Raw genomic sequence first — 18,789 nt, 5'->3', positions numbered from 1 at the left:
TCAGGGGCCAGTAAACATACCGGATTGCTAAGAGCTTGGCGTTTTAATAACGCCACGTAAGTGTGGCTAAAGCGCTCATGGGCGCAGCATAGTAAGCTTGGCCCGCATAGGCATAACGCAAGCTGGAGAGGTACTTCTCGTTAGTCACGTTATACAGATTCAACGCCGCGTCCCAATGCTGGTCAATCTTGTAATTTGCGACCAGATTGAGGGTGGCATAGCTGTCCTGGCGATAGCGGAAAGTACCCACGTTTTGCAAAGTGATATCCACATGCGTTTCGCTTTGCCAGTAAAGATTGGCCCCTAACTTGAGGTGTTCCACATAAGGCACTTTATACATTGCTGCGACGTGCATCTGATGCCTGGGGGTGTAAGGATTAACATTTTTGCCGTCTGAGTTCTTCAGGCTCATCAAGCGCGTATAGCCCGCATTCATGCTCAACCGATCCGTCAACTGTCCGGCAATATCAAACTCGTAGCCTTTGCTAATCGCCTCTATGCCCTCATAAATCGAGGTTGCACCTTGGGTGCCAACTTGCTGCGGCAAATGTTCTTGTTCAGTTTTGAAGAGCGCAACTGTGCTGTTTAACTGGCCATTTAGCCATTCACTTTTGACCCCCGCCTCGTAATTCTTGCCCTGCAAAGGCGGCAAGACTTTAAAGTCGCGGCCAAGCTCGGCTTGCGGCTTATAAATGCCTGTATAGCTCGCATACAACGAATGCTGATCGTTGATATCGTATACAGCCCCCAAATAAGGCGTGAGCTTGTTATCCTCTTTTACTGACTGCGGTACACCGTAACTGATCCCCTGCAAGTCGTAACTGAGCAAGCTGCCGCCAGCAGTCACTTTCAGGTCATCCATCACATTGATTCTGGCCGCTGCGTAGGTATTGATGGTGCGAGTCGAAAAATCAGCCACTTTGCTCTCTGGCCCAAAGGTTGGCAGCGGGAAGTCTGCAGCAGACTCAAAGCTTGCCAGCGGTGTGCCAATAGCACCAAAACGTGAATAGTCGCGTACATCCGCCTTGCTCAAGGTGGTTCCCAAGACCAATTCGTGTTTGCGACCTGCCAACTCTACGGGACCATTCGCATAAAAATCTAAGACATTGTCCTCCGTACGGGTATGGTATCGGCCTGGGTAGCTTAAGAGACCCAAGCCAGTCGAACGCACTTCGTTGCCATAAATGTAATGTAGTCTTGCATCAGCCTCAGTCTGCTTGTGGGTGAGCTGTCCTTTGGCTTTCCAGCCATTGGCAAACAGATGAGTCATTTCAGCGAAGCTGATATTGGTGCCTACATCCCAGTAACTCCAATGGGGGGCAGTACTATCTGAGCGTTTATAATGTCTGGGACTTCCATCAGCGTATAGCAACGGTAAACTGCCCCAGTTATTACCGCTAGAGTTATTCTGCTGATAGGTGTGGCCGACGGCCACGCTGGTACGGTCAGAAAGATCAGCTTCAATCACACCATATGCCACGTTGCGCTCATTGCTATAGCGGTCCAGATAAGAATTCTTTTCCTGATGTGCCATCACCAAACGGGCACGTACACTGCCATCCGCATTAAGCGCTCCCGAAACATCCGCATCCAGCCGACGGTTATCCCACGAGCCAGCCGTGGCATTAATCTGTGCTTTAAGATCCTTGGTCGGACGCTTGCGAATAAAGTTAATGGTCGCAGAGGGGTTACCGGTAGAAGTGAGCAAACCGTTTGCGCCACGCAACACTTCAATCCTGTCGTACAGCGCAACATCCAAGTCCCCATATTGCGTGCCATAGGTGATCGGTGTGCTTAATCCATCAATTTGAAAGTTGGTGATGTTAAACCCACGCGCCGTATATTCGCTGCGGTCTGTTTCAAATTGCTCAACACGGACCCCGGTCGCCAGCGATAACGCATCATTCACGGTCAACGCACGAAAATCATCCATGAGCTGCCGTGTAATGACCGAGATCGACTGTGGGGTGTCGCGAAGACTGGTATTCAACCGTGTGGCGGTCGCCGTCGCGTTTACAGTGTATGACTTGGTTTGCTCAGAGGGCTGATCATGGGCGACTTTGGTCGTGACTTTTACTTCTGGCAAGGCGTCGACTTCCCCCGTTTGACGCTGATCTTCAGCAAACCCTGGCTCGTGAAACGCAATAAGTAAGGCAACAAATAAACGGCGATAATGCGCGTGATGTATTAAAGATAATTGAGACATGCAATTCCCCTGACAAACAATCGCTGGCTACAGGAGAAAACACTCGTTGGCTTGCATTAAAGCATTAAATGATAACAATTATCATTAACAAAATCAACAGAGTCGGCTGGAGGCCTCTCAGGAGCGACCAGGGTCTGGCCTTGCTCGGTGATCGCACTGACCAAATTGACATCGTACAAAGCAGCCAACGTCGACAGGGCAATTTGCCTGCGCGGATAATCGCCCATAAGACGCCCGTCTTTAATCAGCACGAGCCGGTCGAATCCCTGCAAGGCCTGGTTGATATCATGCAAGATGGCGAAAATCGCATGCCCACGCTGGCGGGCAAACTGATCCATGGCGGCCATCAGTTGCCACTGCAAGCCCGGGTCGAGCGCCGCCATCGGCTCATCCACCAGCAACAGGCCTTGCTCGATATCCCACAATTGCGCAAAGACCCTGGCAAGGTGGACGCGCGCCTTTTCGCCACCGGACAGGGTATCGAACCGGCGCGACAGCAAGTGCCGGGCACACGCCAGTTCTGCCGCCTGACGCACTATCACATTTAAATCAGGGTCGACCATTCTGGCGACCCGGCCAAGACCAATCACCAGTTCAACGGGCAACCCAAAGGCGACCTCATGCGACTGTGGCAAGATGGCGCGTTGGCGGCTTAGGTCGACCAGTGACCACGTTGTCAAACAGCGCTCACGCAGCCTGACTTGGCCACCGCTGGGCAAATACTCGCGCGCGAGCAACTTGAGCAAGGTAGATTTACCGGCGCCACTGGGTCCGAGCACCGCAATCCGTTCACCTGGCTGCACGGTCATCGAGAACGGACCAAAAATATGGCCTCCCAATTTGAGCGTCACGGCTTGCAGCTCGAGCAACTGTGCAGTGCGATGGCTCATAGATGACCGCCTTTTCTGAGGCTCCCGAGCAATAGCAAGAAGAACGGCGCACCCAGCAATGCCGTGAAAATCCCAACTGGAATTTCTGCGGGAATCGCCAGCGTACGGGCCGCGGTATCAGCCAATAGCAACAGGATGGCGCCAACCAGCATGGCAAGGGGGGCTAGACGACGCTGATCAGGCCCGATCAATAAACGCACAATATGTGGGGCGACCAAGCCGATAAAACCGATCATGCCGCACCAGGCGACGGCAAATCCGCTTAATAGCGCCACCAGCACAATGACACGGCGGCGTAATTGACGCACGTGAATGCCGACATGCGCGGCGGCCGCCTCGCCGAGCGCCAGTGCATTCATGGCATTCACCAGCCGTTGCATATAGGCCAACGCGGCGATCAACAACAGTGACAACACCACCACCAGCCGCCAACTGGCACTCGCCAGCGACCCTAACGTCCAGAATGTGAGGCTACGCAGCTGTTCATCCGTCGCCAGATAGGTGCATAAGCCTATGACGGCGGTAGCCAGCGCATTGAGTGCAATCCCAGTCAATAGCAATCCGGCAATCGAATCTGCCGTGAGCCAGCGCGCCACGCCATCCAGCAAAAAGCAGACGCTTACCGCGCCGAAAAAAGCCGTCAGTGGTAACAGCCAATAGCGTAAAGTGATGGGAATCTCTATTCCCGAGCCAGCCAGCAGCACAATCGTTAACGCCGCCGCGCAGGCGGCACCACTACTCACCCCCAGCAACCCCGGATCGGCCAGCGGGTTACGAAACAGGCCTTGCGTGAGCGCGCCTGACAATCCCAAGGCAGCCCCAACCAGTGCCGCAAACAGAATGCGCGGCAATCGCAGATTCCACAGCACATAAGCACCGCCTGTGAGCGGATGAGCGGGGTCATTCAACCAGCCGATGCGCCAGTCAGCCAACGTCACGGGGACGGCCCCCGCCCAGGCCGACAATGCGAGCAGGATCAGCAAGACAAGACCCAAACCCCAGGAAGGATATGTTGCAAAACGGGTGGTTAGGCGCTCGCAGAATACCGGCCAGGCGGTTGCGCTGATCATAGGGTCATGGCCTTGCCGAGCAATTGATCAAGTGCGGCGACGGCCTGCGGCAATCGTGGCCCGAAACCTAGCATAAACATAGCTTCCAGCGCCACAATCCGGCGATGCTCCCCGGCGGGCGTCTGCGCCAGGCCAGGCAACCGCAGTGCGCCTTCGACCCCGCCAACCACTGTCAGCCCTTGCTCTGTGAACAAAACGATCTCTGGCTGCGCCGCGATCACGGCCTCGGGTGTCAACGGTTTAAAGCCCTGAAACCCCTGCACCGCATTGCGTGCGCCCACATAATGCAACATGGCCTCGGCACTGCTCCCCTGCCCCCCCACCATGACCTGGCCGGGGGCATGTGACAACACAAACAGCACACTTGGGCCCTGCCCTTTGCGTGCCAGAATCGGCGCACGCGCACGCTGCCAGTCGGCTTTGAGTTTGTCTACGCACTGCGTCGCCACTGGCGTACGATCAAGTAAACGCCCAAGCTGTTGCATGCGATCTACCACGCCTTCAAAGCGGTCATGCGCCGCCAGAATACTTAGCGGCACACCTGCCGCCTGAACTTGCCTTAGTACGGCTGGGGGCCCGGCATCCTCAGTGGCGACCACCAGGGTCGGCGCCAATGCCAGAATCCCTTCGCTGGACAGGGTGCGTGCATAGCCAACACTGGGCAGCCTGGTGGCGGCCGCCGGAAAAAGCGAAGTGGTATCTACACCGACCAAGGTCTGGCTGGCACCAAGTGCATATATCATTTCTGTCAGAGCACCGCCGATACTGACGATGCGCTGGCTCGCGGGCTCGGTGTCTGCGGCCCACACCAAAGACTGGGGCAATAGGGCTGTGATTCCCAATGCACCCGCTTGCTGTAAAAATTGCCGTCTGGCCGCCACTGAAGCGTTCATGGCATGAATACGTGTTTTCTGCTTATCCATGCCATCAAACCAACGCATCCAGATCCGCCTGACTGGCGCTATCTGGCGCACGATGGCCTTGTTCGTTACGGTGCGCCACCTCAGATAAATCCTGGCCGGTCAGGCGATAGGCTTTGGCAAAGCCAGCCACATAGCTGCCCTCTAACGGTGTTAAGGCATACAGGTGAAAGTCCGTCAGTTTGGCGATCACTTCCATAAATTTGCCAAATTTGGCATGAAACTGATCCATCACCAATACAAACGTAGCTTCATCCCTAGGCACTTCTTGCGCCTGGCATTGCAGCACAAGACGCTTTCTGGCAAATGGATGGCTGGCTGCCTGCTCGCTTTCGATAAACATCACCGAGCAACGACCGTGATGTTGCAAATTGGCGCAATGGGCGGCCAACTCACTCACATAAATATAAAACCGCTGCTCGTGCTCGACAAAAGTGGCATAGCTGGCTTCAGGCCATCCCTGATCACTGGTGGTCGCTAACTGCAGGGATTGAAACTGCCGGTGGAACGCATTGGCTTCAGTGCCAACGGCCTGTAATTTTTGTGTGTCTTGCATCGTGTTCTCCTCAAACGCACTCATCATGTTTTAGCCGCGGTAACGCTTTGCTTTTACTGCCAGTAAGAAACAAAGTGACCGCCCGCAACTGGGCCCTGTGCCCATTTGAACCTGCCGGTGCAGGCAGGTTCTGCAAGGACTAGATCAGCTTGAGCGTGCCTTTCATCATCGAGGCATGGCCGGGGAATGAGCAAAAGAAGACATAACTGGCTGATACATCCAGCTGCTTGGGTGTAAGGCTGGTCTCTGCACTCTCACCACCGCCAATCACCTGGGTGGCGGCGAGCACGCGACTGTCCTGCGGTTTGACAAAAGACTTGGCGATGCCTGCCTTCATGCCATCTTGCAATACGCCCTGTTCATCAGCCTGTTTGCTGATCACCAGGTTATGGCCCATGATGTTTTTAGCCATGGTACCGGTATGCTTCAAGCGAATAGCAAAAGAGGCACAGGCTTTGGGCACAGCAATTTCCTTGACGTTATAGCTCATGGCATCCGTGGCTTCTACCGTGACTTCACAATGATCTGCGGCCTGCGCAGAGGCTTGTAGCAATAAAGTGCTGGCAACCACGGCCAGCGGCGCGGCTTTTAACAATAAGCGCACTGAAAAAGAAGGCCGGTTCGCGGAAAGGCGGGGGTTAAAAGTGAGTTTCATCTATGCTCCAATCATCCAATTTAAAAACTGGCTGGCTACTGGAGTGACGACTCGGTGGCTGGCTAAACTAAAGACGGCCCGGCAGCTTGCCGGGTCAATCAAAAAAAGACTTACTTGCGGGCGCGCCCAGGCTGGCCGGGCAAAAAACGGGCAGGCAAGCGCGGCTTGCAAAGATAGTAATAAAGGCTGATCACAATCGGCAGCGCCACCGCTGCATCGGACAGCAATTCGCGGGCATCATCTACCAGCAAGGCAGTGACCAGGCCCAGAACAGTGATGAGGCCAATGACCAGCGGCCATAAAAAGATTTGTGACAGTGATTTATTTTGCATAAACAGATGTGTGACCATGATTCATATTCGCCTATTGAGACATCGCCGTTGAAACCCCAGAGATTTAAATTCACAAACAGTGTCGATATTCACAAAAAACGCTATTCATCAAACCGGACTCAGCTCGCCTCACTCAGTATGATGCGCGTTTGAATATCCGGCACATATTGGTGGCGCTTTTTCCACCAGAGCTTGAGCCCGGTCCACAACACCACAATACTTAATAGATCCAGCACCGCCCAAATCCACTTCAAGGTCATGCCACCATAATCGCCAAAATGCAACGGCTGCGACACCAGCAAGCCCACCAGATACCAGGGCAGCGGTCGACTATCGGTCAGCTGTGCGGTCTGTGCATCGACCAGCACGGGCTTGAACAGGCGCTTGGTCAGCGGGCTATCGCCACGCATGAAAATGCCATAATGATGCCGGCTGGTATAAGGCGTGCCTGGAAAGGCGATAAAGCCTAATTGCATCTCGGGTTCGGCACGCTGCGCCACTTGCAAAGACTGCTGCAGTGAGGCAAACGCTGTCGGTGGAGGCAGGTTTTTATAGGGCGCGACCATTTGCGCCATTTGGTCAAATTGCCAGTATTTAATCAGCAAATCCGACCAGGCATTGATCACGCCGGTCGCCCCCACCACCAGCAACCAGCAGAGCGTGACGATGCCCAGAAAGTTATGGATATCAAGGCGCTTGAGCTTGTCGCCACGCTGGTGACGGATCTCGCCAAACGGCAGTTTGCGCATGAAAGGCGCGTACAGCACCACGCCGGAAATAAGGGCAATCAACAGCAAAAAGCCCATCAAACCCAGGAACAACATGCCAGGCAAGCCCGCGAATAAATCAACATGCAGCTTGAACATCACATATAAAAAGCCTTCGTCATCCTTGGGCTCACCCAGCACCTGTGCCGTACGCGCATCGAGTACCACGTTGTGGGTATTCGTGATGTCAGTCGGCGTCGTACCCAAGCGGACCACCCACTGCAATGGCTCGTCGTCTTCGCGGTACATATATTGCGGCACCAGCTTGGGGTAACGGGCTTTGGCCGCCGCCATCAGGCTATCCATGCTGGCATTGGGCCCGGCATGGCTGATCACAGGCGTTTCAATCTGGTCACCCAGCAGATGATGCAGCTCATGCATAAAAATCAGGGGCAGGCCGGTCAGGCATAACAGCAACATGAATGCTGTACAGACCAGACTGCTCCATTTATGGATCCATGCCCAGCGGCGGATGGTTTGCTGTTTCATATGCGATGGTTAACTCAGATGAATTTGAATCAAGGTTGCGGCTGGCTGACAAAGCCAATTTTTTTCATGCCCGCTGTTTGCGCCTTGGCCAACACCTCGGCCAGCACCTGATAGCGGGTGTTTTTATCGGCGCGAATCTGCAACTCGGACTGTTGCTGCCTGCCTGCTTCTTCCTGCAACTTGGCAGCCAACTCTGGCGCCTGGATTTCGCTATCGTTCCAGAACAGCTTACCGTCTGCATCCACCGCCAGGTCAATGACTTCCGGCTTTTCCTCCAGTGGCTGCGAGGTGGCCTGAGGCAAATCAATCTTGACCGCATGCGTCAGCAAGGGCGCAGTAATGATAAAAATCACCAGCAAGACCAGCATCACATCCACCAGTGGCGTGGTGTTGATTTCACTCATGGGCTGGGTGTGTTCACCCGCGCTAAAAGGATTTTGCCCCATCATAGGTTGCCACCTTTGCTTGCGACTTTAGCGTGCAGCTCAGTCACATTGGCAGGTTTCTGACCTTGCTTGATCATCAATGGCGCACCCGTGGTCAGCAAGGTATGCAAGTCTTGCGCAAAATTCTCGAGCTCGGCCATGACACTGCGATTCGCCTTGATAAAGGCGTTATAGGCCAACACAGCCGGGATCGCCACCGCCAGACCAATCGCCGTCATAATCAAAGCCTCACCAACCGGGCCGGCCACCTTGTCGATGGTCGCCACGCCGGATTGGCCAATCGCGGTCAGCGCGTGGTAAATCCCCCACACCGTGCCGAACAAACCAACAAATGGAGCCACGCTGCCCACAGAAGCAAGCACAGACAACCCGCTCTCCATGCCTGCCTGCTCTTGCGACAAGGTACGGCGCAACTGGCGTGCAACAAACTCATCCTGGCTGCAAGCCGCGCCCAGAGACTGGCTGGCATGTTGCTGATGGTGCTGGGTAGATTCCACGGCAGTCAGCGCCAGGCGGAACGCTGGTGATTGCATCTGCGTATCCTGCAAGGCCTCTTGCAAAGTCGCTTTGCGCCAGAACTGCTTTACATAAGCCGTGACTTCGCGCTTGTGCTTGAAGACTTGCCAAGCCTTGACCACAATAAAATACCAGCTCATGACCGACATGGTCAGCAGCACCAGCGCCACGATGACCGAGACAACCCCACCCTCGGTAATAAATGCCAAACCACTAGTTGATTGCATCAAACGTTCCTTTCAATAAAAACTGATTTAATTTTGTGTGAGTGAGAAAGACAATGGCACATTGACGAAAGCACTGAGCGCCTTGCCGCCTTTGCGGGCTGGCTCAAACCGCCATTGCTTGACGGCATTGAGTGCCGCCTTGTCCAGCCGCTCATAGCCACTGCTTTTAAAAATCTCTACCGACTCCGGGTGACCTTCTGCCGACACCAGCACCCTGAGCAACACGCGCCCCTCTTCACCGGCGCGCTGTGACAACCGCGGGTATTCCGGCGCCGGGTTGTTCAGGTAAGCCACACCAAACTTTGGCGGCTCCTCTTTTTCTTCCACCTCGTGCTTGGGTGGCGCAGCAGGTGCAGGTGCGGGCTTGCTAGGGGCAGCCGCTTGCGGCGCTTCCAGCGGCGGCGCAGCGGGCTGGGTGCTGGCTTCAAACTTGGGCTGATCTGGCGTGGTTTCCGTGATCCGTTCCACCACTGGTGCCGGGCGCTCTATGGGCTTGACTGGCGTTTCTTTTGGTTTGATCACCGGCTTCACCACCGGTTGCTGCTTGATGATGGGCACCACCTCTGGCGCAGGTGCCTCCTCTTTTTTTGCAGGCAAGGTAATCAACGATACCGTGATCGGCTCTGGCTTGGGCAACTCAATGAGTTCCTCTTCAAACAGCAGAAAACTGGCGATCACCAGCGCATGCAGCGCGACCACCAGCAGCATGCCCACTGCATGCCAACCCTGGCGGCGGTCACGCATGAGCAACTGCTCAGTCGCCAGTACTGACCAGCGGAACACCCCCGCCAGCTCGCCCAACTGCCGCTTATGCAAACTCAACTCAGGCAAGCTGTTAGCCGACATCCGGGCGGGCTTCAACGACAACCCACGCAAAGACTCACGTTGCGCCATTAGCGTCCATCTCCTACAAAAAGACTGTTTATTAAAGTGCTGAAGGCAACCTGCTGGTTGCCTGCTTCACATTGATATTTCACCACATACCACGCGCTCTTAATCATGAAGAGACGCCATGCCCAATATTGTCCTGACACTTGGTCAAGAGCAATTTATTTTGCCTGGTCCGGGTGAGTCGGTACTCATCACGACCATGCATAATGGCTACCACGCCGCGCTTCCCCAGCAATTCATTGGCATCCACCACAGGCACGCCGGTCTGAGTCGCGTTGGCGGCATTTTGCCCTTGATTCAACTCAGGCTGCAAGCGATTCGTCATCTACAATCCAGTCCAAAAAAAAGCCGACTTACATGCTTGCGCACTGCGGCATCAGATTTCAAGGAACACCCTTACCAGGGGTAATTTGGCGCATTAAAAACACGCCTATTTGAGCAGTGACATGTTGGGGTTAGGAGCACCACTCAAATTCATTGGCCTGCAGGCTTGCACCTGCACGCGAAATTAAACGCGGTTAGCGTAGTATTCAACCACTTGCTGCACTTCAATCGGGAACGGCACATCCTCAATGGATGGCAAGTGACCAATTTTTGCCGAGGCGGTCGTCGTATCCACAGATAACCACTCGGGGATGGTCAGACTGGGCGTCGCCATCGACTCGGCCACCATCGGAATTTTGCGACTTTTCTCTTTGAGCGTGACCACATCGCCCACTTTCAAACGCACGGAAGCAATATTGACAGACTTGCCGTTTAACAACACATGCCCATGATTGACCAACTGGCGCGCAGCAATGCCCGTCGGCGCAAAACCAGCCCTGAACACCACGTTATCCAGACGGCGCTCAAGCAAAGACATCAATTTGTCACCGGTAGGCTCCGAACCTTTACGCGCTTCCAGCATCAGCTTGCGCATTTGCTTCTCGCTCACACCATAGTTAAAGCGGATCTTCTGCTTCTCCACCAACTTCACGGCAAAATCCGAGCGACGACGACGCGAAGCCTGCTGACCATGCTGGCCAGGCGGATTGGGTCTATCTTCAATCGACTTGCGTGACAACCCTGGCAACTCCACGCCCAGGGCGCGCATAATCTTGAGTCGAGGTCCGGTGGTTCTTGCCATTTCAATACTGCCTTTCTTAATCTTTTGTTTTTTTGTATGCGATGTACACTACTTAATGCAACGAGTGCCTGCGCCCTTGCGCCTATCACTGCATGGTGGCCGACGGCGTCACAAATTCAGACACCGCCTGCTGCATGGCAAAGGTTTGATGCGCTTGCAACAACTCCTGCCATTCACGCAACAATTGCCTGGCCGCCGAGGTAATCAAACCACTCTCTGCATACTCAGGCGCATTCAAGGTCTGGGCCAGACTGCAACCCAACAAGGCCAAATCCTCCGAAGGATTCATGGCATAGCGCGTTGCCACACAACTCAGCGAAACCAGCACCGCACTTGCGGTCGGCAGGTCAGGATCGAACAACTGACTGGGTGATGCGCCTTGTAAACTCTGCATGGCGTGTATGCCTCTCGTTAACTGTTATGCAAATGATAATGTTTCTCATTTATAAAGTCAACTATTGATTGCAGGGATTGCAATATGACATCCGACGCAACTGAATGTCGGGCTCGGTCAGTGCGAAATCTTGACCAAATTAGTAAAGCAAGTTAATGTATAGGGTTCAACATTTATTAGCCGAAAAATCAAGGTTTTATGGACGCCTCAGCCCACTCTGCGACAGACACCCACGCCAAATCCATGACAGGTGCGGACATTGTTGTCTCCTGCCTGAATGAAGAAAAAGTCAAATTCGTCTTTGGCTATCCAGGTGGTGCGGTCTTGCATATCTATGATGCTTTATATAAACAGAATGGCTTCAAGCACATTCTGGTGCGTCACGAGCAAGCGGCTGTGCATGCGGCAGATGCTTACTCACGTGCAACAGGGGATGTCGGTGTTGCCTTGGTCACCAGCGGTCCAGGTGCGACCAATGCGGTAACCGGCATTGCCACTGCCTATATGGATTCGATTCCACTGGTGGTGATCAGTGGTCAGGTCCCGGTGCCAGCGATTGGCATGGACGCCTTCCAGGAAGTCGACATGGTGGGGGTGACCCGCCCGTGCGTGAAGCACAACTTCCTGGTCAAGCACGTTAAAGACATTGCGCCGACCATCAAGAAAGCATTCTTCATCGCCAAAACCGGCCGTCCCGGTCCAGTGGTCGTGGATATTCCTAAAGATATCACGGCGCACGTGGCTGATTTTATCTACCCAAAAACGGTAGAGATGCGTTCTTACAACCCGATTTTGAAAGGCCATAGCGGCCAGATCAAAAAAGCGGTCAAGCTGCTGCTGGGTGCAAAACGTCCGATGATTTACACCGGCGGTGGCCTGGTATTGGGTAATGGTGCGGCTGAGCTGGTAAAACTGGCTAAGGCGTTGAATTTCCCGGTCACCAACACCCTGATGGGGTTGGGCGGCTACCCTGCCACTGACAAACAGTTTGTCGGCATGCTGGGCATGCACGGGTCTTATGAGGCCAATATGGCCATGCAGCACTGTGACGTGTTACTGGCGGTTGGCGCGCGTTTTGACGACCGCGTGATTGGCAATCCCAAGCACTTTAGCAGCCACAAACGCACCATCATTCATATTGATGTCGACCCGTCCAGCATCTCCAAACGCGTCAAGGTTGACGTGCCGATTGTTGGCGACGTGCAATCCGTGCTGTCTGACATGAACGAGATTCTGGCTCAAGAAGAAAACCAGAGCACAGACACCGCCGACTGGTGGTCACAAATCAATGAATGGCGCGGCATCCAGTCGATGGATTACGCCTATTCAGACACCGTGATCAAGCCACAGTACGTGATCCAGAAATTATGGGAGGTCACCAAAGGCGAAGCCTATGTGACTTCTGACGTGGGCCAGCACCAGATGTGGGCGGCGCAATACTACAAGTTCGACAAGCCACGTCGCTGGATCAACTCCGGCGGCTTGGGCACCATGGGCGTGGGCTTACCATACGCCATGGGTTGCCAATTTGCCGACAAAAATGCGCAAGTCGCCTGTGTGACCGGCGAAGGCAGTATCCAGATGAACATCCAGGAGCTTTCGACCTGTGCGCAATACGGCCTGCCGATCAAGGTCATTCTGTTGAATAACCGTTATTTGGGCATGGTGCGTCAGTGGCAGGAGTTCTTCTACGAGAACCGCTACTCAGAATCCTACATGGATAGCCTGCCTGACTTCGTTAAACTGGCCGAATCTTATGGTCACGTTGGCATGCGCATCACCGATCCGGCGGATGTAGAAGGCGCCCTCAAAGAAGCGTTTGATAGAAAAGACAAATTTGTATTTATGGACTTTTTAACCGACCAAACAGAAAACGTCTTCCCGATGGTTGAAAACGGCAAGGGCCTGTCAGAAATGGTATTGAGCCCACGCACGGCCAGCCGCCTGAAAGGGGAAGAATAATGCGTCACATTATTTCACTGCTGATGGAAAACGAAGCAGGCGCCCTGTCACGCGTGGCCGGCCTGTTTTCTGCCCGCGGTTACAACATTGAATCACTCACGGTGGCGGTCACCGAAGACCCTACCCTGTCTCGCATGACGATTGTGACCACAGGCTCCGATGATGTGATTGAACAAATTATCAAGCAACTCAACAAGTTGATTGACGTGGTCAAAGTGCTGGATCTCAACGATGGCAAGCACATTGAGCGCGAACTGATGCTGGTCAAGGTCAAAGCCACCGGCGTCCATAAAGACGAAATGAAGCGCATGTGCGACATTTTCCGCGGCCGTATTATCGATGTGGCCGACAATAGCTACACCATTGAGCTTACCGGCTCTTGCAGCAAACTGGATGCGTTTATTGAAGCCATAGACCGCAGCGCGATTCTTGAAACCGTGCGTACGGGTGCTTCCGGCATTGGTCGTGGCGACCGCATCCTCAAGGTTTAACCGGAATTATTTTTTACAGACAAAGCATTTGTATTGAAAGGCAAAAGCAGAGATGAACGTTTATTACGACAAGGACGCCGACTTAAGCATTATCAAAGGCAAAAAAGTGACGATTGTGGGCTACGGTTCCCAAGGTCATGCACACGCAGCCAACCTGCGCGACAGCGGCGTGAATGTCACCATTGGTTTGCGTAAAGGCGGCGGCTCCTGGGCCAAAGCCGAAGGCGCTGGTCACACCACTTTAGAGATCGCAGCAGCGGTTAAAGACGCTGACGTGGTCATGGTATTGCTGCCAGACGAAACCATGGCAGAAATCTTCAATGCCGAAATCGCGCCTAACCTGAAAAAAGGCGCAGCACTGGCATTCGCCCACGGCTTCAACATTCACTACAACCAGATCGTGCCACGCGCAGACCTGGACGTGATCATGATCGCCCCTAAAGGCCCAGGCCACACCGTGCGTTCCGAATACCTCAAAGGTGGCGGCGTACCTTCATTGATCGCGGTTTACCAAAACACCTCAGGCAAAGCCAAAGAAATCGCTTTATCTTACGCTGCAGCTAACGGCGGCACCAAAGGTGGCGTGATCGAAACTGACTTCCGCGAAGAAACAGAAACTGACCTGTTCGGCGAACAAGCCGTACTGTGTGGTGGCGCGGTTGAACTGGTAAAAGCCGGTTTTGAAACGCTGGTTGAAGCTGGCTATGCGCCAGAAATGGCCTACTTCGAGTGCTTGCACGAGTTGAAACTGATCGTTGACCTGATGTACGAAGGCGGTATCGCCAACATGAACTACTCCATCTCCAACAACGCGGAGTATGGTGAGTACGTGACTGGCCCACAAGTGATCAACAGCCAGTCCAAAGAGGCTATGCGTCAATGCCTGAAAAACATCCAGAATGGTAACTACGCTAAACAGTTCATCCTGGAAGGCCGCACTAACTACCCAGAAATGACAGCTCGCCGTCGTTTGAACGCTGCTCACCCAATCGAGCAAGTGGGTAACAAACTGCGCGCCATGATGCCTTGGATCGCGAAAAACAAACTGGTTGATCAGTCTAAGAACTAATTCTAGACCTTGAATCAGTACCTAAGGTTAGGTTGATGACAAATTAATCCAGCCATAGGTAAAAAGCACAGGCCGATGTATCGCCTGTGCTTTTTTATTTGTAAAATCATGAATATAGACATGATAAAAACAAGTGCTTGCAACAACCAAGCGCTACTCAATAAGGGAAAGAAGTGAAACTCGCCATTCTGCTACAATACATTGCCCCCAAACAACTCCTCACCGCCGCCGCCGGCAAACTGGCGCACTGGCAAGCGGGTGGCCTGACCACGGCGTTTATCGGCTGGTTTGTGCGCAAATACCATGTGAATATGGAAGAAGCACTCAACGGCGATATCAGCAGCTACAAAACGTTTAACCTGTTCTTCACGCGCCCACTCAAACCGGATGCCCGGCCCTTGGCAAATAATGCCTTTGTATGCCCGGTGGATGGCGCGATCAGCCAGTTTGGCAAAGTTGAAAACGGCCAGATTTTTCAGGCTAAAGGCCATCATTACACCGCACAAGCACTAGTGGGCGGGGACGCTACACTGGCGGCCGAATTTACCAACGGCAGTTTTGCCTGCCTGTATCTAAGCCCCAAAGATTATCACCGCATCCATATGCCATGCGCTGGCAAACTGCTGAGCATGACCTATGTGCCTGGCGATTTATTCTCAGTGAATCCCCTGACTGCCGCCCATGTGCCAGGCCTGTTTGCACGTAACGAGCGCGTGGTCTGCACTTTTGAATCCGCCCAGCATGGCAAGTTTGTGCTGGTTTTGGTCGGTGCGACGATTGTCGGCAGCATGGCTACCGTTTGGCACGATGCCAAAGACCACATTATCAACCCGCCACGTCCGGGCAAAGTCATCCATTGGGATTACAGCAACCAACACATCATCTTGAAACAAGGCGAAGAAATGGGTCGTTTTCTGTTGGGTTCTACCGTGGTGATGTTATTTGAAAAAGACGTACTGGAGTTTAATGCCAGCTGGCACCCAGGCAAACCAATACGCCTGGGCGAGGCCATGGGGAAATAGTGCGAACAGACCATTAAAAAAAGCGGAGTTTAAGCTCCGCTTTTTTATTAGCCATTCAAGCTCTTACTCACCACTTCAAACACATCACCCGACAAATTAGGCGTATCCAGCACCGCTTGTAGCGCCTCTTTCATCTGCGCCTGCAAGGCAGGTGTGTAGCGCTTCCACTCACGCAACGGCGTCACAAGGCGCGCGGCAATTTGCGGGTTGATGCTATTGAGCTCGATAATTGCATCACGCAAAAAGGCATACCCTTTGCCGCTAGGATCATGGAACTTGACCGGATTGTTAATGGCAAACGCGCTATACAGTGAACGCACGCGGTTAGGATTTTTGATGTTGAAATCGGGGTGTGCGCGCAATAAGGCGAGGTCATCAAAAATTTGCTCGCGGTTGGCAATGGCTTGCAATGAGAACCACTTGTCGACCACCAGCGGATACTTTTCAAAGCGGGTATAAAAGTCTGCAAACACCTCGGCCCGTTGCGGCTGTGTACTGTCAGACAAGCACGACAATGCAGTCACCCGATCCGTCATATTATCTGCTGCATCGTAATGCGCTTTGGCGCGTGCGGCACAACCAGTGCCATTGGTGGTGGTCAGAATCACTAACACGGCGGCCTGTAAAGCACGGCGGCCCATGGCTTGCGGGGTAATGGTGAACTCGCCCGGATTGGCGTTGGCCTCATACAGCGCGGCCAAAGCGTCTTTATGCGCACGCTTGATCTGGGTGAGGATGCTGCTACGCGCCGCATCAATGGCTGCCGGGTCTATCACCGGCAGATATTGGCCAATCACACCTATCATGGGTAAACTCAAGGCGCGCGCCAGCAAGGCTTTGTCACCCTGCCCGCTCAAGCCTTGCGCAATCAGGGCGCCGACATCGGCAATAAACTGGCTGATATCCGCCTTCGGATCTGCCATCACACGCTGTATGGTGCGCAATGCCAGCGTCTGCCCAGCCTCCCATTTGTTAAAGCCATCGGTGTCATGCACCTGCAACAGGCGCAAGTCATCGTCACTTAAATCGGTCTCCAGTTTGACCGGGGCCGAAAAGCCACGCAGGATCGAAGGCACTGGTTTGGCAGCGATGCCATCGAAAGTGAATGATTGCTCACGTGCCGTCATTTCCAGCACTTGCGTAGGCACAATCTCGCTGCCGTCCGCGGCCAGTAAACCCACCGCAATCGGGATATGCAAGGGCTGCTTGTCGGTCTGCCCCGGCGTCTCCGGCTGCGATTGTTTAAAGCTTAGCGTATAACGCTGCTGGGCCGCATCGTAATGGCTGCTGGCGACCAAGGTGGGCGTGCCTGCCTGTTTATACCACCTGAAAAACTGCGTCATGTCACGGCCAGAAGCTTCTGCCATGCACTGCACAAAGTCATCACAGGTCACCGCCTGGCCGTCAAAACGGTCAAAGTACAAATCGGTGGCTTTGCGGAAGATCTGTGGCCCAAGCAAGGTATGCTGCATGCGGATCAGCTCAGCACCTTTGTCGTAGATGGTTTTAGTGTAAAAGTTGCTGATCTCGATAAACTGGTCCGGCTGCACTGAGTGCGCCAGCGGGCTGCCATCTTCAGGGAACTGCAAACGGCGCAAGCCATTTACATCGTCAATCCGCTGCACGGCACGCGAGTTCAAGTCTGCACTAAACTCCTGGTCGCGGAAAACAGTAAACCCTTCTTTCAAGGACAATTGGAACCAATCACGGCAAGTCACGCGGTTACCCGTCCAGTTATGGAAATATTCGTGACCAATCACGCCTTCCACACTCATGAAATCGCTATCGGTTGCCGTCTCTTGATGCGCCAGCACCAGCGCGGTGTTAAACACATTGAGCGAGGTGTTTTCCATCGCGCCCATATTAAAGTCGCTCACCGCCACAATATTAAACAGGTCGAGCTGATACTCGCGGCCATACACCTCTTCGTCCCACTTCATCGACTTTTTCAGTGACTCCATGGCATGACTACACTGGCCTTCGTCGCCCGCACGCACATAAATGTGCAAATCTACGGTGCGGCCCGTCATGGTGGTAAACGTATCCGCCACCCGCACCAAGTCGCCCGCCACCAGCGCAAACAAATAACAAGGCTTGGGGAATGGGTCATGCCAGACACGGTAATGCCTGCCATCCGGCAAGCCGCCCTCTTCCTGCAAATTACCATTCGACAACATCACCGGATACGCCTTGACATCCGCCTCAATGCGCACCGTAAACACGCTCAACACATCCGGCCTGTCCTGATAATAAGTGATGCGTCTAAACCCCTCAGCCTCGCACTGTGTGCAATAAGTGCCTTGTGATTGATACAAGCCCTCCAGCGCCGTATTGGCCTCGGGGTTAATCTCGCTCACGATAGTAAGCGTGAACTCATCACCCGGACTCGCAATCGTCATCTGCCCATCGGCCACCGTGTAATCGCTCAATGGCACACCATTTTTTACCACTGAAACAATCGTCTGCTCTTCTCCATCCAGCACCAAGTCGCTCGATACCCCCACCGGGTTTTTCAAATACTTCACTTCAGATGTGACGATGGTTTTTCCCGGCAAGAGGTTAAAACTCAAATTCACCTGTTTCGCCAGATAAGGCGCGGGCGTGTAGTCTTTAAGGTAGATGGTTTTTGGTGCAACAGCGTTTTCGGTTCGCATGGATTTACCTGAGAGTTTTTAGGGTTAAGTAAGGATTATATTTGAGAGTAGGCTTCTTTGAATTGGTTTAATCCGATTGGCTACGGTTTTCCATGAAATCTTAACT

Annotated in this window: 19 protein-coding genes; 4 read left to right on the top strand and 15 right to left on the bottom strand. The window is 53.5% G+C overall.

The genetic code is table 11. The features are described 5' to 3' along the window. Positions 1-43 precede the first annotated feature (43 nt). From GOC95_RS08035 to GOC95_RS07970, 14 genes are all read right to left on the bottom strand, one after another. A complete protein-coding gene (locus tag GOC95_RS08035; protein WP_275356603.1) occupies positions 44-2,206 on the bottom strand; it encodes a TonB-dependent siderophore receptor in 2,163 nt (720 codons plus the stop codon). A 56-nt stretch (positions 2,207-2,262) separates the two neighbouring features. Further along, a complete protein-coding gene (locus GOC95_RS08030) occupies positions 2,263-3,096 on the bottom strand; it encodes an ATP-binding cassette domain-containing protein (protein ID WP_275356602.1) in 834 nt (277 codons plus the stop codon). Further along, a complete protein-coding gene (locus GOC95_RS08025; RefSeq protein ID WP_275356601.1) occupies positions 3,093-4,166 on the bottom strand; it encodes an iron ABC transporter permease in 1,074 nt (357 codons plus the stop codon). The genes GOC95_RS08030 and GOC95_RS08025 overlap by 4 nt, the downstream gene beginning before the upstream one ends. Beyond that, positions 4,163-5,107, bottom strand: a complete 945-nt coding sequence (locus GOC95_RS08020) for an ABC transporter substrate-binding protein (RefSeq protein WP_275356600.1) — start codon at positions 5,105-5,107, stop codon at positions 4,163-4,165. The genes GOC95_RS08025 and GOC95_RS08020 overlap by 4 nt, the downstream gene beginning before the upstream one ends. Next, positions 5,094-5,642, bottom strand: coding sequence for a pyridoxamine 5'-phosphate oxidase family protein (locus GOC95_RS08015; protein ID WP_194749245.1), 549 nt, complete (start codon positions 5,640-5,642; stop codon positions 5,094-5,096). Before GOC95_RS08015 ends, GOC95_RS08020 begins: the two co-directional genes overlap by 14 nt. A gap of 139 nt (positions 5,643-5,781) precedes the next feature. Beyond that, the gene (azu, locus tag GOC95_RS08010; RefSeq protein ID WP_275356599.1) at positions 5,782-6,297 is read right to left on the bottom strand and encodes an azurin; all 516 of its coding nucleotides are present in this window, start codon (positions 6,295-6,297) and stop codon (positions 5,782-5,784) included. Between the two features lie 110 nt (positions 6,298-6,407). Next, complete coding sequence (locus GOC95_RS08005; protein WP_275356598.1) at positions 6,408-6,647, bottom strand: hypothetical protein; 240 nt, start codon at positions 6,645-6,647, stop codon at positions 6,408-6,410. A gap of 101 nt (positions 6,648-6,748) precedes the next feature. Continuing rightward, entirely contained in the window at positions 6,749-7,885 is a 1,137-nt protein-coding gene (locus GOC95_RS08000; RefSeq protein ID WP_275356597.1) for a PepSY domain-containing protein, read from the bottom strand. A 29-nt stretch (positions 7,886-7,914) separates the two neighbouring features. Then, on the bottom strand, positions 7,915-8,331 hold the full coding sequence (locus tag GOC95_RS07995; protein WP_194749408.1) for a biopolymer transporter ExbD: 417 nt from the start codon (positions 8,329-8,331) through the stop codon (positions 7,915-7,917). Then, on the bottom strand, positions 8,331-9,074 hold the full coding sequence (locus GOC95_RS07990; protein WP_194749241.1) for a MotA/TolQ/ExbB proton channel family protein: 744 nt from the start codon (positions 9,072-9,074) through the stop codon (positions 8,331-8,333). Before GOC95_RS07990 ends, GOC95_RS07995 begins: the two co-directional genes overlap by 1 nt. A 27-nt stretch (positions 9,075-9,101) precedes the next feature. Next, entirely contained in the window at positions 9,102-9,968 is an 867-nt protein-coding gene (locus GOC95_RS07985; protein ID WP_275356596.1) for an energy transducer TonB, read from the bottom strand. A 103-nt stretch (positions 9,969-10,071) separates the two neighbouring features. Beyond that, on the bottom strand, positions 10,072-10,290 hold the full coding sequence (hemP, locus tag GOC95_RS07980) for a hemin uptake protein HemP (protein WP_194749239.1): 219 nt from the start codon (positions 10,288-10,290) through the stop codon (positions 10,072-10,074). Between the two features lie 183 nt (positions 10,291-10,473). Next, positions 10,474-11,091: a 30S ribosomal protein S4 gene (gene rpsD, locus GOC95_RS07975; protein ID WP_275356595.1), complete on the bottom strand. Its 618-nt coding sequence runs from the start codon at positions 11,089-11,091 to the stop codon at positions 10,474-10,476. 85 nt (positions 11,092-11,176) lie between these two features. After that, a complete protein-coding gene (locus GOC95_RS07970) occupies positions 11,177-11,485 on the bottom strand; it encodes a hypothetical protein (protein WP_194749237.1) in 309 nt (102 codons plus the stop codon). Positions 11,486-11,683: 198 nt separating this feature from the next. Between GOC95_RS07970 and ilvB the strand changes: the two genes are divergently transcribed. The 4 genes from ilvB (at position 11,684) to asd (ending at position 16,029) form a co-directional block, all read left to right on the top strand. Beyond that, positions 11,684-13,447 (top strand): biosynthetic-type acetolactate synthase large subunit, encoded by a 1,764-nt coding sequence (gene ilvB / locus GOC95_RS07965; protein WP_194749236.1) that lies wholly within the window; start codon positions 11,684-11,686, stop codon positions 13,445-13,447. After that, positions 13,447-13,938 (top strand): acetolactate synthase small subunit, encoded by a 492-nt coding sequence (gene ilvN, locus GOC95_RS07960; protein WP_018987330.1) that lies wholly within the window; start codon positions 13,447-13,449, stop codon positions 13,936-13,938. Before ilvB ends, ilvN begins: the two co-directional genes overlap by 1 nt. A gap of 52 nt (positions 13,939-13,990) precedes the next feature. After that, entirely contained in the window at positions 13,991-15,007 is a 1,017-nt protein-coding gene (gene ilvC / locus GOC95_RS07955; protein WP_194749235.1) for a ketol-acid reductoisomerase, read from the top strand. A gap of 173 nt (positions 15,008-15,180) precedes the next feature. After that, complete coding sequence (gene asd / locus GOC95_RS07950) at positions 15,181-16,029, top strand: archaetidylserine decarboxylase (RefSeq protein ID WP_275356594.1); 849 nt, start codon at positions 15,181-15,183, stop codon at positions 16,027-16,029. Positions 16,030-16,076: 47 nt separating this feature from the next. Here asd and pepN read toward each other — a convergent pair whose 3' ends face one another. Continuing rightward, positions 16,077-18,683: an aminopeptidase N gene (pepN, locus tag GOC95_RS07945; protein ID WP_275356593.1), complete on the bottom strand. Its 2,607-nt coding sequence runs from the start codon at positions 18,681-18,683 to the stop codon at positions 16,077-16,079. Positions 18,684-18,789 lie beyond the last annotated feature (106 nt).

Origin of the sequence: Methylophilus sp. YYY-1 (assembly GCF_029132825.1) — a bacterium.
In the GTDB taxonomy this organism is placed as follows: Bacteria; Pseudomonadota; Gammaproteobacteria; order Burkholderiales; family Methylophilaceae; genus Methylophilus; species Methylophilus glucosoxydans.
This window is presented reverse-complemented; position numbering and strand designations above follow the sequence as displayed.

Coding starts and splice junctions, on each gene's coding strand:
- GOC95_RS08035 (WP_275356603.1), bottom strand. CDS start 2,206: ATGTCTCAATTATCTTTAATACATCACGCGCATTATCGCCGTTTATTT.
- GOC95_RS08030 (WP_275356602.1), bottom strand. CDS start 3,096: ATGAGCCATCGCACTGCACAGTTGCTCGAGCTGCAAGCCGTGACGCTC.
- GOC95_RS08025 (WP_275356601.1), bottom strand. CDS start 4,166: ATGATCAGCGCAACCGCCTGGCCGGTATTCTGCGAGCGCCTAACCACC.
- GOC95_RS08020 (WP_275356600.1), bottom strand. CDS start 5,107: ATGCGTTGGTTTGATGGCATGGATAAGCAGAAAACACGTATTCATGCC.
- GOC95_RS08015 (WP_194749245.1), bottom strand. CDS start 5,642: ATGCAAGACACACAAAAATTACAGGCCGTTGGCACTGAAGCCAATGCG.
- azu (WP_275356599.1), bottom strand. CDS start 6,297: ATGAAACTCACTTTTAACCCCCGCCTTTCCGCGAACCGGCCTTCTTTT.
- GOC95_RS08005 (WP_275356598.1), bottom strand. CDS start 6,647: ATGGTCACACATCTGTTTATGCAAAATAAATCACTGTCACAAATCTTT.
- GOC95_RS08000 (WP_275356597.1), bottom strand. CDS start 7,885: ATGAAACAGCAAACCATCCGCCGCTGGGCATGGATCCATAAATGGAGC.
- GOC95_RS07995 (WP_194749408.1), bottom strand. CDS start 8,331: ATGGGGCAAAATCCTTTTAGCGCGGGTGAACACACCCAGCCCATGAGT.
- GOC95_RS07990 (WP_194749241.1), bottom strand. CDS start 9,074: ATGCAATCAACTAGTGGTTTGGCATTTATTACCGAGGGTGGGGTTGTC.
- GOC95_RS07985 (WP_275356596.1), bottom strand. CDS start 9,968: ATGGCGCAACGTGAGTCTTTGCGTGGGTTGTCGTTGAAGCCCGCCCGG.
- hemP (WP_194749239.1), bottom strand. CDS start 10,290: ATGACGAATCGCTTGCAGCCTGAGTTGAATCAAGGGCAAAATGCCGCC.
- rpsD (WP_275356595.1), bottom strand. CDS start 11,091: ATGGCAAGAACCACCGGACCTCGACTCAAGATTATGCGCGCCCTGGGC.
- GOC95_RS07970 (WP_194749237.1), bottom strand. CDS start 11,485: ATGCAGAGTTTACAAGGCGCATCACCCAGTCAGTTGTTCGATCCTGAC.
- ilvB (WP_194749236.1), top strand. CDS start 11,684: ATGGACGCCTCAGCCCACTCTGCGACAGACACCCACGCCAAATCCATG.
- ilvN (WP_018987330.1), top strand. CDS start 13,447: ATGCGTCACATTATTTCACTGCTGATGGAAAACGAAGCAGGCGCCCTG.
- ilvC (WP_194749235.1), top strand. CDS start 13,991: ATGAACGTTTATTACGACAAGGACGCCGACTTAAGCATTATCAAAGGC.
- pepN (WP_275356593.1), bottom strand. CDS start 18,683: ATGCGAACCGAAAACGCTGTTGCACCAAAAACCATCTACCTTAAAGAC.